Raw genomic sequence first — 13,272 nt, forward strand, 5'->3', positions numbered from 1 at the left:
CCATTCCGAACAGAGCAGTTAAGCCCGTTAGCGCCGATGGTACTACATACCGTGGAAGAGTAGGTCGCCGCCTTCTTTATAGAAAAACCCTGACTTTTTAGTCAGGGTTTTTTTTGTTTAAAAAAATCCCCTTGGCTTAGTAAATGAGCCAAGATGACTCTCATATAAACGATCATCAGCGTGGAAGAGCTTGCCCGAACACCAGCCTGTTTCAATTCCGGCAGGTCACCTTCAGTTGCGGGCGGGTAGGTCGCCGCCTTCTTTATAGAAAAACCCTGACTTTTTAGTCGGTTTTTTTGTTTGATAAAAGCCCTTTGCTTAGTTAATGACCTAGCACGGCCTCCATTTTGAATTCAACAAAAAAAATCTGCAAAAACTCAATTATGCAGATCCTTTTTTTATTGTTACATCTCTAATCTGTTATTAATCCTGCTCTCTTGAGCAAAGCTCTGGGGTCTGGTTCTTTACCTCTGAACTTTTTATAAAGCTTCATAGGTTCTATAGTTCCTCCTTTTTGAAGAATATTTTCTTTGTATTTCAAAGCTGTAGATTTATCAAATATGCCTTTTTCCTTGAACAGTTCAAAAGCATCTGCATCCAATACTTCAGCCCATTTGTAGGAGTAGTACCCAGAACTATAGCCGCCTTGGAAGATGTGACCAAATGCTGTACTCATGCAATTTTCATTAACTTCTGGTAGCAGTTCTGTCGATTTAAAAGCTTTACTTTCATGTGCTTTAACATCATCAATGCTTTCAGTGTTTTTTATAGCATGCCAGGCCATATCTAGTTTTCCGAAACTCACCTGTCTTGTGGTCTGCAAACCTTCCATAAAATTTGAAGACTTCTTAATTTTTGTAATGAAATCCTGAGGGATAACCTCATTTGTTTCATAGTGTTTTGCAAAAAGCTCTAAAGCTTCTTTTTCATAGCACCAGTTTTCCATGAGCTGACTTGGTAGTTCTACAAAATCCCAATAAACTGACGCTCCTGAAAGCGATGGATAGGTAGTTTTTGCGTTCATGGCATGGAGTGCATGTCCAAACTCATGAAAAAGCGTGGTGACTTCATTAAAAGTCAAAAGTGAAGGTTTCTTTTTAGTAGGTTTTGAAAAATTACAAACAATGGAGACCTGAGGTCTTTCTTCTAGACCATCATGATTAAATTGATCTTTATAGGTTGTCATCCAGGCGCCGTCTCTTTTACCAGCTCTGGGATGAAAATCTGCATAGAGAGTTGCTAAATATTTATCATCTTCAAAAACTTTGTAAGTGATTACATCCTTATGATAGACATCAATAGTTTCATCTTTCTTAAAGCTTAAATTGAATAGCTTAGAGGTAATCTCAAACATTCCATCAATTACCTGATTAAGTTCAAAATAAGGCTTTAACGTCTCTTCATCTAAATCAAATGTTTTCTGTTTAAGCTTTTCAGTATAATAAGCTTTATCCCATTTTTGAAAGTCTCTGATACCATCACATTCTAAAGCAAAGGTTTTAAGCTCCTCAATCTCTTTCTCTGCTGCTGGAAGTGCTTTTTCTAAGATATCATCAAGAAAAATTTCCACGTTGTCTATGCTTTTAGCCATTCGTTCCTGAAGAACAAAGTCAGCATGAGATTCAAAACCTAAGAGTTGGGCTCTTTCCAATCTCAGTTTAACGATGTCTAAGACATTTTCTTCATTATTGAATTCGTTATCCTTAAAAGCCTTAGATCCAAACCCCAAAAACATTTGTTTTCTTAAACCTCTATTTTTTCCAAATTTCATCACAGGAATGAAGGTTGGGAAGTCTAAAGTTAAGATATAGCCCTCTTTACCCTTTTCTTTTGCCAGTTCTTTGGCAGATTCTTTTACCGTATCTGGTATGCCTTCTAATTCACTTTCATCAGAAATATGTAGTTGAAAATTATTCGTTTCAGCTAAAACATTTTCTCCAAATTTTAAAGACGTAAGTGATAACAACTTGTCAATTTCTCTTAATCGAGCTTGTTTTTCTTTATCTAAATTAGCCCCATTCCTGGTGAAGTTTTTATAAATCTTCTCAAGAAGCATAAGTTGCTCTTCAGAATAATCATGGGTAGATTTGTTGTCAAAAACATGTTTGATCTTTTCGAATAAATCAGTATTCAAAAGCAAATCATTATTGAACTCACTTAATAAAGGTGAAATTTCCTGAGCTAATTTTTGAATTTCAGGATTGGTTTCAGCTGAATTTAAATTAAAAAAGATACTAGCTATTCTTCCTAATTGGTTTCCCGAAAACTCTAAGGTTTCGATAGTATTTTTATAAGTAGGTGAATCAGAATTAAGGACTATGGATTCTATTTCTGTTCTAGCCTCTTTTAAACTTTTTTCAAAAGCTGGTTTAAAATGATCTGTTTTTAGTTTTGAAAATGGAGGGTGATCAAATTTTTGTAATAATGGATTTATTTCTGACATAAATTATTTTGATTTAGCTTTTTTCTTCTTTATTGAAGTAAACGAGGTAATAAAACATCTGGCGATCTTCATCCCATCCTTTCTCAATAAACTTCTCGGCACTGTCACCACTCACAAAGTCCATTTTGATTTGAACATTGGTGTCAAGGTTGATAACACTCTTAATTTTCTTTCGAGCAGCAGTCACAGCACTATTTGAAATCGGAAATTCAGAAAGGTCTTCAACTTTATATTTAGGCGCTTTTTCTGTTTTATAATTTTGAAACTCTGGTTCTAAAGCTGGATTTTCAAGGACATCACTTAAGAAATTCTGTTCGTTGAAATTATCATTGGATGCAAAGTGATTCATCGCTTTGTTCATAAAAAGCACTTCCTGTTGTTTGTCTTCAGCAGGTAGGACAACGTCTTTTGCAAAATTCTCACAGAATTTTAAATATTTCTTGGTGTAGAAGTTTTCATCTTCAAAAAAGTCAACTTGAAGAAATTGTTCAAGCCAATATTTTGTATCGTACTTATTGGAATCGACCGAAAGTATTTTATAACCGTTTTCTTTTTCAGTATTGAAAATGAGAGCCCCTTTATCCAATTTATTCAAATAAACTCCCTGTTGAAGAATGAGGTCAAGGTTATTTTGCTTTTCTTCAAACTGAAGAAAATCATGCTTTAATTCAGATTTAAAAATTCCGACTGCAGACACTTTTTCGTTGTCGATGAGCATGTTTTCAAAATAAACCACATAGACTTCACCACCTTTAATGTGCTGATGTTTTGATTCTTCAAAAAGCAGTCTGGTGATTTTTTTTGAAATAGAATGGCTTTCTGATGGATTATTGAAAATATCTGTCGCCAGATTATAAAGCTGGTGAAATTCCAAATCATTCTCATGCACAAAATGATAGTAATTTTCCTCTTTATCTCTAAAGGATTTTAGAAAATATTCTTTGATAAGTGGTTTCAATTCGTCGGACAGGTCGTGAGGTTCTTCAGAAATAAATAAAGATTCATTTCGGCTTTTGTTTCCTACCCGATGAATGGACATGCTCTCAATTTGAGCACTGAATAAGTTGATCATAAAAAAAGTATGTGTTTAACTATTAGTATTGATGGAATTCAATTAATTCCAATTCTCATCAAAATCGAAATCATCTAAGTTTTCAAAGGTTATGTCATCATCACCATTTCCTTCATCATCATCAAGGTCATCCAATTTTTCAGCTTCGAATTTCTTATCAGGTGGAGATTCCGGTAACTGACCTTGTGCAAACATGAGGTTTGGGTAATCCAATCCGTCTTCAGGTTCAGCAATGTCAGCCAATTCTACGTAAAACGTCCATAAATTAAAGAAGTCATAGACATATATCATTTTGGTCTTATCTCTGGAAAACACAGTATCTAGTGAAGTTTCATTCATCATATTCACGCGGTCATCTTCATCACCCATATTGAAGAGCAGATATTCTTCTCCCTGATTCCATTCTTCATCACTTTTATAAAATGAAGCCATTTCGGTTCCATCAAATCCAAAAGCCTGAGCGATTGAGTTGTGAAGGTCTTCCAGGGTTGCATCGTCCCTTATTTCGATATCTCGTATAACATCGTCCAGGGTGTCTAAAACGACTCTATATTTATAAATCATAAATTTTGTTTTTTTGAAATTAATTTTGCTTCAAAACTTTGCATTAAAATATAAAATTGAATTCCAAATAACAAAGCTGCAAAAACTAAATGCAAAGGTTGAGAAAGAAATGGAAAATCCAAGTAATACATGGCAATTCCGCTCAGAATTTCAACTCCTACCAACAACATCATCCAGTTGGTGAGCTTAAAACCTAGATTTCTAGATCTATTCAGCCACCAGATTCCAGCATTTACAAGAAGCACAATAATTGAGAATGAGCGATGCGCATAAAAAACCAATGTCGGGTTTTCCAGCCATGCGCTTTTATTGGCATAACCTACCATATCAACTTGTTCATCTACAAACTGCCTCACCTGAGTACCCATAGCTACCTGAATTAGGCTCAGTATAACCGCAAACACAAGAAGGTTTCTGAAGGTGAATGTACTTCTCAAGGAAGAGTCTTCGTTTGAAGATAATTTTAAGAGATAAATAAGAAGTGCTACCAGTAAGAGAGCAACAAGCATATGAATGGTAATTCTCACAGGAGATAAAACTGAGTAAACAACTGTCGCTCCTAGCCAAGCCTGAAAAAGAAGTAGGACTAAGCATAAAATTGAGAATAGCGTCAATTTTTTATTTTTCTTCCATTGCCCAAAGGAACTTATCGTCATAATAAGTATAGCAATTCCAGATATAGCACCCAAAAGTCTGTTGATATATTCTATCCACGTATGAGCAGCATTAAACTCAGCATAATCGTGCTTTTCATAAGTATTCCAATGCCTTTGCTCAAAGTTTTCTGAAGATGTAAAAGCTTCTTTAGCTACTTTTAGGGACTCACCCACAATGATGACCTGACCTTTGAAATAGTCATGCTCAGGTTCCCATTCCAACTGATTTTCTTCTGTTGGTGGTATATAGTATCCAAAACATTTTGGCCAGTCCGGACAGCCCATTCCACTTCCTGTCATTCTTACTACAGCTCCTGCGATGATGACCAGATAGATAATTATGATAGAAGCCTTTATCGATTTTCTAAACACTATTTATTTTTTTTGTAAAGGTAATTTTTATGTAGCAGTTGACCCATCATTTCCCACTTTTACAAGTCTATTTTGGGAGGTTTTTGAGAAAAATTAAGCCTGTTGCTTAAATCCATAGGCCTCACCCTCTTTCAGCATAAATTTAAAAGCGGCGTCATATTCATTGGGGATGACCCCATCTAAAATAGCTTCTTTAATTTTAGCTTTGATTTCACCAACAGCCTGACAAGGTTCGATATTGAAAGTATTCATAATTTCAATACCAGAAACAGGGGGTTGGAAATTCCGTACCTGATCACGCTCCTCCACTTCTTTAATTCTATCCCTTACGAGTTTGAAATTGTTGTGATATTTCTTGTAGCGTTTAGGGTTTTTGGTGGTGATATCCGCTTCACAAAGCGTCATCAAGTCTTCCAGATGTTCGCCTGCATCGTGGACAAGTCTTCTCACTGCTGAATCAGTCACGTCTTCATCTACGATAGCTATAGGTCTGGAACTCAATAAAACAAGCTTTTGAACAAATTTCATCTTATCATTCAATGGCATTTTGAGTCTTTTGAAAATCTGATAGACCATTTTGGAACCTTTAAATTCATGGCCATGAAAGGTCCAGCCGATTTTCTTATGAAAACGTTTTGTTGGAGCTTTGCCTATATCATGGAGTAAAGCAGCCCATCGCAACCAAACGTCATTTGTTTCATTGGAAATATTGTCTACCACCTCCAGGGTATGCCAGAAATTATCTTTGTGCTTTTGTCCCTCGATTTCATCTATACCTTCAAGATTTGTAAGTTCGGGTAGAATTCGCTGGAGTAATTCAGTATCATGGAGCAATTTTAGTCCAACAGAAGGTTTTTCAGATTCTAAGACTTTATGCAATTCAGTAACGATACGTTCTTTACTAACGATATCTATCCTTGAGGCATTTTCCAGAATGGCCTCAAGGGATTTTGGTTCAATCACAAAATTGAGCTGAGAAGAAAACCTAATGGCTCTAAGCATCCTTAAAGGATCATCAGAGAAAGTAATTTCAGGATCTAAAGGGGTTTTGATGAGCTGAGTTTTTAAATCTTGCAAGCCCTCAAATGGATCTAAAAGTTTACCAAAATGAGCTTTGTTCAATTGCAGTGCAAGGGCATTGATGGTAAAATCTCTGCGGTTCTGGTCATCTTCCAGAGTTCCATGTTCCACTTCAGGATTTCTGCTGTCTTCAGAATAAGATTCTTTTCTGGCACCAACAAATTCAACTTCAAGATCGAAAATCTTCAGCATGGCAGTGCCATAAGTTTTAAAAACTTTTACTGGAGGTTTTCCAGGCAATTTTTCCGAAACCTTTTTAGCCAGTTCTATTCCGTCGCCAACAGCGACGACGTCTATGTCTTTGGCATTGCCGCGTTTTAAAAAGAAATCCCTCACGAAACCACCTATAACGTAGGCATCTAAGTTTAGTTCGTCGGCAGCTTCAGAAAGGAAATTAAATATCTTATGTTGTAAAGCTTCTTGGTAATATAGTTCTGACATTTTATTTGCGGATCACTTCAACCTTTCCATCAAGATCTAATTTGATAATTGTAGAAGGTTTTTTGTTTTTATTGGATTGGTGCAAATTTACGACATAGTCTACGCCTTTTAAAATCTCATCCGAAATTTCAAAGAAGTTGGCAGGTGTTTTTTGTCCACTAATGTTAGCAGATGTGGAAACAATAGGCTTTTTATATTTCTTGACAAGCTCTTTGGCGAAAATGTCGTTGACTACTCTAATGGCCAAAGTGTCATCATCGGCAATGAGGTTGGTTGCTACACGTATGGGGTTTTGATATATAATGGTTGTGGGCTTGTCAGCATATTTAAGAATGTCATAAGCCACTTCAGGAATTTCTTCTACATATTGATTCAGCATTTTAAAGTCAGAAACCAGACATATCAATGACTTGTCGTTGGACCTTTGTTTCAACTTGTAGATTTTGTCTATGGCATCTGCATTGGTGGCATCGCAGCCAATTCCCCAAACCGTATCGGTAGGGTAGAGGATAACCCCACCTCTTTTAAGGGCTTGTATGCAGTCTTGTATGGTTTCTTTTTGATCTTTCATAGTTTTTGATCCTTGATTTAAATTATTTTTCTACAACTGTGGCGTACTGAACATAAAAAATATCTGGAGCTGTGAATAAAAGAAAAAGATTATAAATATAAGGTTTTAAAGATTTTGTTTTATTGATTCCTTTATGTGTGATGATTTTGAAACCTAAATTTTCATACATTCTTTTAATACTTTTTTTGGTAAAAAACCTTAGGTGTGTGTGATCCATTACTCCGCTTTCTTCATATTTCCATTCTTTATTAAGGATGAACATTTTTAACACATTATGGTATCTTATATTCGGTAAAGAACTTATGATTTGGCCGTTTTTCGTTAATTTTTTTTTCATTTTATCTAAAACCATGTAAGGGTCAATTAAATGTTCCATGACATCATTAAAATAAATCACGTCAAAATAATCATTTGGTAAATCATCGATGAATTTTTCACATTCCCCAATGAAGACTTTATCCAAAACTTTTTCTGCTTGTTCACCGTGAGATCTCATATATTCTATTCCCCAGGTCTCTGTATGATACATATCTTTGATTTGTTTCACAAAAGTTCCTTGTCCACAACCTACATCTAAAACAGTCTTTGCATTTTTTGGAAAAAATTCCAACATTTCAGGTCTTTGATTGATATAATATTTCCCTTTTTTATTTTGATAATCCATAAATTCAGTTCAAATTAATTATGAGTTAGTAAGCTTTTTAAGTTCATCAATTTTTTAGAGATTAACCTTTATGAAAATCTGAAGGATTATAGGCCTCAATCAGTTTTTGTAGAACTATTTAAAGAGATAGGGCGAAGTAACTGTTTTATGAGATAAAAATACTTTGGTTTCACAATAACTTTCAATAAATATGAGTTTAATATATAAAAATGGATTAAAAAATAATATAAGTTCCCATAGTGTTTTTTGATTACGTATAATAAAGAGCGCTTCAATTCAGCTTTTATTTTGATTGATTTTGGAGTACTAGCTCCGTGGAAATGAATACATTCTGCTTTTGGTTCACAAACTGCACTTAAATTCATTTTTTCCAGACGTTTACATAAATCTGTTTCTTCATGGTACAGGAAAATATTGGTATCAAAGCCCCCGCTTTTTTTAAAATTCTCATAAGTCAACATCATAAAACTCCCCGATACAAAATCCCCTTTTGTAGGTTTTTCGAGTTTTAAGTTTCTATTTATGAACTCTTTTGGTCTCAAGTATTTATAAATTTTTCTTCCACAGATTACCTTGAGAGGGGAAGTGTAAAAATCTAAAGTAGGTAAAATTTCACCATCACTTGTATATGTTGTTGGTGCACAAACACCTATTTCATGATTCTGTTTTAAGCTATTTGAAAGAATACTCAAACAATCATTTTTAAATAGAATATCATTATTCACAAAGGCTAAATACGATCCCTTGGCCTTTTCAAAACCAAACATATTTCCTCCACCAAAACCACTGTTTTCAGAATTTTGGTATAAGTGTAATTTATCATGATTTAATGACACGCAATAATTTTTAAGAATTTCAAAGTCCTTGGTTTCAGACTTATTATCTACAACTATAATTTCAAAAGCGATGTCTTTACCTGTCTTTTTAAAAATACTATCAATGCATTGAATGGTGTAATTAGATGAATTGAAGTTAATTATAATTACCGAAATTTCTATCATATTCATTTTTATAAAAATTGATCTACACCTTTTTCTGCATAAACCAATTTTTCCTTAGTGGTTTGTTTTTCAATTTCTAGATTGATTTCAATATGAGATTTAGATTGCTCCTTGTGATAAATGTGGTAAGCAATTCCTGCGAATTTCAATCGCTTTCCCTTTATGCCAATATTGTGAAGACGTTGTATCATTTCAGAATCATCAATTCCCCAGCCTACAAGGTTTTCATTAAATCCATTTACTTGAATAAAATCTGCTTTCCAGAACGACATATTACATCCTCTCAATTTTCTTGATCGTTCTTCAATAGGTTTTATAAGCTTTGTAAGAATTGGAAGCCTTAAAGTTCTTCCTCTTTTTTGAATTCCTTCCGAAAAGAAACCAAATTTTAATTTCTGATTTTGAAACAATTTTTTTGAAAATTCTTTTTTTATATTGACTCTAGAACCATAAAGATAAAAGCCTTTCTGTGAAAACTGAAGATGGTCCACAACAAAATATTTATTCATAATAATGTCACCATCTATTTCTATTATATATTCGTATTTTGCTTTGGCGATAGCCTTGTTCATGATTCTGGGCTTTCTGTTACCTTTATCTTTATGTTTTACATGAATAAGGGGGACAGGGAAGTTTTTTTGATACTTTTGGATAAGTTGCTCGGTCTCTAAAGTAGAACCATCATCCGCAATAATAACTTCATCTGGCAAGTGAGATTGGTTTTTCACGCTTTTAAGTAACAACTCTAAAGCTTCAGGCCAATTATAGGTTGGTGTAACAAGACTACACTTAGGTAACACTTTCATTGAATTTATAAGTTTGGTATAATATTTAAAAAAATGAGTTTAAGCTCACTAAAAGCCATTTTTGGTTTTAAATTTGAAATTTAAATAATATCGATGAATTCTAACTATAATCCAGGATATATTCAGCACAAAGAAGCTCTTTTGGAGCTGATTAATTCTTTTGATTCTATTGGAACTGTTTTTGGAGATGGAGATAGAAACCTTATAAAAACGGTTGAACTCGAAGGATTACATCTCAATATCAAATCCTTTAAAGAGCCTAACTATATCAATCAAATTGTTTATCAATATTTTAGAAAATCAAAAGCCAGGCGCTCTTTTGAATACGCTTCTATCTTAAAAGAAAAAGAAATTGGAACGCCAGATCCCATTGCTTTTTTTGAATTTAAAAAAGGTATCGGATTCGGTAAATCTTTTTATATCAGTGAACATCAACTGCCAGACTTAACTTTTAGAGAATTGGTTCAAGACTCTAGTTTTCCAAATCATGAGCAAATTTTAAGAGCTTTTACAAGATTTACGTTTCAACTTCATGAAAAAGGAGTTGAATTTCAAGACCACTCGCCAGGCAACACTTTGATTTTTATAAGAAAAGAAGAAATTTATTTTTCCTTAGTTGATTTGAATAGGATGAAATTTAAACCCTTAGATTTTAGAGAACGAATGTATAATTTCAGAAGACTTACTCCCAAAAAGGAGATGGTAGACATTATGAGCGATGAGTATTCAAAACATATTCAAAAACCAAAAAAGGAGGTGTTTGAATTGATGTGGGAATTCACATTAGAATTTCAGAGAAAATTCCACAGAAAACAAAAGAGAAAGAAATTATTAAAATCTCTTTTCTGAATTTTTATGCATTTCATCTAAGAAAGGATATCGTTTATAAACACTTAAAGCATTAAGGTAGCAGATGGTTAATCCTTTTCTCCCGTCCAGGAACCCTAATCTTAGGATATAAGCATTCACAAATTTATAAACTGGTTTTATGATGTAGTGATAAGTATTAGGCTTCACTCCTTTATTATGCAATTCCTTTGCTTTTAACCTTGCATAGTTTATCATTTTCTTCCTGTAAGATTCGAAGTTAGAGTATGAATGGTGAATTAGTTTATTCTTAAAGGTAGAAACTGTACCCTCCACCCTTAAGATTTCATGGACTAAGCGTTCTTCGGTATACCTTGCCTTGTTTTTTTTAAAAAGTCGAATGTTTTTATCAGTTTGCCATCCGCTGAAATGCAAAGGTTTATCTTCAAACATAAATTTTCTATAGAAGAAATACGCATCAGCAGTTTCTTCCTGCTTAACAGTATCAAGTATTTCTTTTTTTAGGGATAAAGTAACTCTTTCATCTGCATCCAGGAAAAGAATCCATTCATGATTTGCTTTGCTTAAAGCAAGATTTCTTTGCTTGGTGAAATCTTCAAAATGATGCTGAAAGACTTTTACATGCGGATATGTTTTTGCTATGGAAACAGTTTCATCTTCAGAATAGGAATCCACAACAATAATTTCATCGGCAAAACTCAGGTTATCGATAACATGTCCAATGTTCTTTGCTTCATTGAGAGTTATAATGAGTGCCGAAATCTTAGGCATGATGGATTGGGTTGTTAGAGTAGATTGATGATTATAAAGCTAAACTAGTGTACAAGTTTAAATATAATAAATAGATAATTGATTTGTGAAGTTTCAAAATAAATTAGTTTTGTAATAGAACATATTCATATGAGAGCATCTGTTATTATAAGTACTTACAACTCGCCACTATGGTTAGAAAAAGTGCTTTGGGGATACAGCATTCAGACGGTATCAGATTTTGAAGTTATCATAGCAGATGATGGGTCTACACAGGATACCAAGAAGATGATAGAGGCCATTTCAGAGAAAACTCAGCTTTCCATCACGCATGTCTGGCATAAAGATGAAGGTTTCCAAAAAACAATGATTTTGAATAAGGCTATTTTAGCTTCTAAAACAGATTATTGCATCTTTACTGATGGAGATTGTATTCCACGCATGGATTTTGTAAAAACCCATTTGTCTCACAGGTCTTCAGGGTACTTTCTTTCCGGTGGTTATTTTAAATTACCAATTTCAATTTCAAAAAAAATCAGTAAAAACGATATTTTGAATCAAGATTGTTTTGATTTGAAATGGTTGAAAAAAAATGGTTTGGGGAGTTCCATCAAAAACTTAAAACTGGCAAAAAATGATTTGATTCCATTTGCTTTTAATATGCTTACTCCAACCAAGCCAAGTTGGAATGGTCATAATTCTTCAACCTGGAAAAAAGATATAATAAGTGCCAATGGCTTCAATAATGATATGAAATATGGAGGTGAAGACCGTGAATTTGGAGAAAGGTTAATCAATGCAGGAATGAAGGCTAGGCAAATAAGGTTTTATGCTATCTGTGTTCACTTAGAGCATAAAAGGGGCTATGTAAACAAAGACGTTTTAGATAAAAATAAGGATATCAGGCTTAAAACAAAAATTGAAAAACAAACTAAGACTCCAAATGGAATTCAAGAAGTTTAAGCTATTATTTGAGTTATGAATGGAGTCAGTTTTTTTAAAACAAAATCAGTTTTGAATTCTGTATACAAGAGTTTGCTTTTAGCTCTCAAGTCCTTATAAGAATTATTTTTATAGTACTCAGGCTTTACTTCTTCCAGATGTATAGAGGTATGTTTTTTATCATCTTCAAAACTTCCCCAGGCTTTTTTGTCTATCCATGGAGAGTATATTGTAAAAGTGGGTGTCCCAAGCGCCTTCGCCATATTAACAGCACCCCCTTCATTGCCAATCAAAGCATCACAGTGATAAGTAAGAGCCATAAATTCTCTTAATAAAGTGGGAGTTAATTCCAGGTAAATTTTATTTTGAGTAGATTTTTCACAAAAATGATATAGCTCTAAGGCTTCTTCTTTTTGATGTGGTGCAAAGTTAAAAATAAGTTGACCTTTTGCAACTTCAACAATATGATCTAACACTTCAGCCATATAGTTAGAAGGGTAACTTTTACTGGAATTACTGCCTAAAACTCCAATCATAAAAATGGGTTTTAGAAAATCTATCCCCAGATGATTTAATTTGGCCTTAGCTTCCGCTATTTCGACCTCAGTTAGATAAATTTTTGGGGAATCTTTTAGAGGCGTTTTTAAATTAAGTGGCTTTAGTAGTTTTAAGCGGTCTTCTATAGCTAGTCCTGCATTTGTGGTTGATCTTATTTTATTTTTAAATACATCTGAATAAATAAAACGGCTATAAGTCTTCTCCCAACTGATTTTGGTTTTAGCCCCAGAAAATAAAGTAATCAGGTTGCTTTCCAGTTTTCCGTAGGCATCAATAACCATATCATATTTAGCTTTTTTAATACGCTTTAAAAAATGATAAAATTTGAGTTTACTTGATCTATAAGTGTCTTCAAAAACAACAATTTCGTCTATGTAAGGATTGTTTTCAATGACAGGGATTGTAAACCTATTGACTAAATAATGAATTTCAGCCTTTGGGTAATTTAGTTTTAAGTTTTCACAAATAAGACTGGAGACGAGAACGTCTCCAATCATTTTTTGCTGAATGACCAGTATTTTCAT

The 13,272-nt window shown here is 33.7% G+C and carries 13 protein-coding genes and 1 rRNA gene; 3 read left to right on the forward strand and 11 right to left on the reverse strand.

Going from position 1 to position 13,272, the window contains the following annotated elements; genetic code table 11:
* Positions 1-76 (forward strand): 5S ribosomal RNA (rrf, locus tag LB450_RS13975); the annotation flags it as partial.
* Positions 77-412: 336 nt separating this feature from the next.
* Here rrf and LB450_RS09860 read toward each other — a convergent pair.
* The 9 genes from LB450_RS09860 to LB450_RS09900 all read right to left on the reverse strand — a co-directional run bounded on the left by LB450_RS09860 (position 413) and on the right by LB450_RS09900 (position 9,670).
* Positions 413-2,443: a M3 family metallopeptidase gene (locus tag LB450_RS09860; protein WP_224487912.1), complete on the reverse strand. Its 2,031-nt coding sequence runs from the start codon at positions 2,441-2,443 to the stop codon at positions 413-415.
* A gap of 13 nt (positions 2,444-2,456) precedes the next feature.
* On the reverse strand, positions 2,457-3,515 hold the full coding sequence (locus tag LB450_RS09865; RefSeq protein WP_224487914.1) for a nucleoid-associated protein: 1,059 nt from the start codon (positions 3,513-3,515) through the stop codon (positions 2,457-2,459).
* A 42-nt stretch (positions 3,516-3,557) separates the two neighbouring features.
* On the reverse strand, positions 3,558-4,079 hold the full coding sequence (locus LB450_RS09870) for a plasmid pRiA4b ORF-3 family protein (RefSeq protein ID WP_224487916.1): 522 nt from the start codon (positions 4,077-4,079) through the stop codon (positions 3,558-3,560).
* Entirely contained in the window at positions 4,076-5,107 is a 1,032-nt protein-coding gene (locus tag LB450_RS09875; protein WP_224487918.1) for a COX15/CtaA family protein, read from the reverse strand. Before LB450_RS09875 ends, LB450_RS09870 begins: the two co-directional genes overlap by 4 nt.
* 93 nt (positions 5,108-5,200) lie before the next feature.
* Positions 5,201-6,628, reverse strand: a complete 1,428-nt coding sequence (locus LB450_RS09880; RefSeq protein ID WP_224487919.1) for a CCA tRNA nucleotidyltransferase — start codon at positions 6,626-6,628, stop codon at positions 5,201-5,203.
* A gap of 1 nt (position 6,629) precedes the next feature.
* Positions 6,630-7,199 (reverse strand): L-threonylcarbamoyladenylate synthase, encoded by a 570-nt coding sequence (locus tag LB450_RS09885; RefSeq protein ID WP_224487931.1) that lies wholly within the window; start codon positions 7,197-7,199, stop codon positions 6,630-6,632.
* Positions 7,200-7,221: 22 nt separating this feature from the next.
* Positions 7,222-7,863 (reverse strand): class I SAM-dependent methyltransferase, encoded by a 642-nt coding sequence (locus LB450_RS09890; protein ID WP_224487933.1) that lies wholly within the window; start codon positions 7,861-7,863, stop codon positions 7,222-7,224.
* A 95-nt stretch (positions 7,864-7,958) separates the two neighbouring features.
* Positions 7,959-8,870 carry a glycosyltransferase gene (locus LB450_RS09895; protein ID WP_224487935.1) on the reverse strand — a complete coding sequence of 304 codons (912 nt, stop codon included), beginning with the start codon at positions 8,868-8,870 and terminating at the stop codon, positions 7,959-7,961.
* 2 nt (positions 8,871-8,872) lie between these two features.
* Positions 8,873-9,670 carry a glycosyltransferase family 2 protein gene (locus LB450_RS09900; RefSeq protein ID WP_224487937.1) on the reverse strand — a complete coding sequence of 266 codons (798 nt, stop codon included), beginning with the start codon at positions 9,668-9,670 and terminating at the stop codon, positions 8,873-8,875.
* Between the two features lie 93 nt (positions 9,671-9,763).
* Here LB450_RS09900 and LB450_RS09905 point away from each other — a divergent pair, with 93 nt between their 5' ends.
* Complete coding sequence (locus tag LB450_RS09905) at positions 9,764-10,519, forward strand: lipopolysaccharide kinase InaA family protein (RefSeq protein ID WP_224487939.1); 756 nt, start codon at positions 9,764-9,766, stop codon at positions 10,517-10,519.
* Here the strand turns inward: LB450_RS09905 and LB450_RS09910 are convergent.
* Complete coding sequence (locus LB450_RS09910; protein WP_224487948.1) at positions 10,502-11,269, reverse strand: glycosyltransferase family 2 protein; 768 nt, start codon at positions 11,267-11,269, stop codon at positions 10,502-10,504. The genes LB450_RS09905 and LB450_RS09910 overlap by 18 nt on opposite strands.
* A 129-nt stretch (positions 11,270-11,398) precedes the next feature.
* On the opposite strand from LB450_RS09910, the gene LB450_RS09915 reads away from it, so the two are divergent.
* Positions 11,399-12,211 carry a glycosyltransferase family 2 protein gene (locus LB450_RS09915; RefSeq protein ID WP_224487950.1) on the forward strand — a complete coding sequence of 271 codons (813 nt, stop codon included), beginning with the start codon at positions 11,399-11,401 and terminating at the stop codon, positions 12,209-12,211.
* Here the strand turns inward: LB450_RS09915 and LB450_RS09920 are convergent.
* The gene (locus tag LB450_RS09920; RefSeq protein ID WP_224487952.1) at positions 12,208-13,272 is read right to left on the reverse strand and encodes a glycosyltransferase family 9 protein; all 1,065 of its coding nucleotides are present in this window, start codon (positions 13,270-13,272) and stop codon (positions 12,208-12,210) included. The two genes, LB450_RS09915 and LB450_RS09920, sit on opposite strands and share 4 nt — an antisense overlap.

This window comes from Psychroflexus curvus, from assembly GCF_020164585.1.
Taxonomy (GTDB): Bacteria; Bacteroidota; Bacteroidia; order Flavobacteriales; family Flavobacteriaceae; genus Psychroflexus; species Psychroflexus curvus.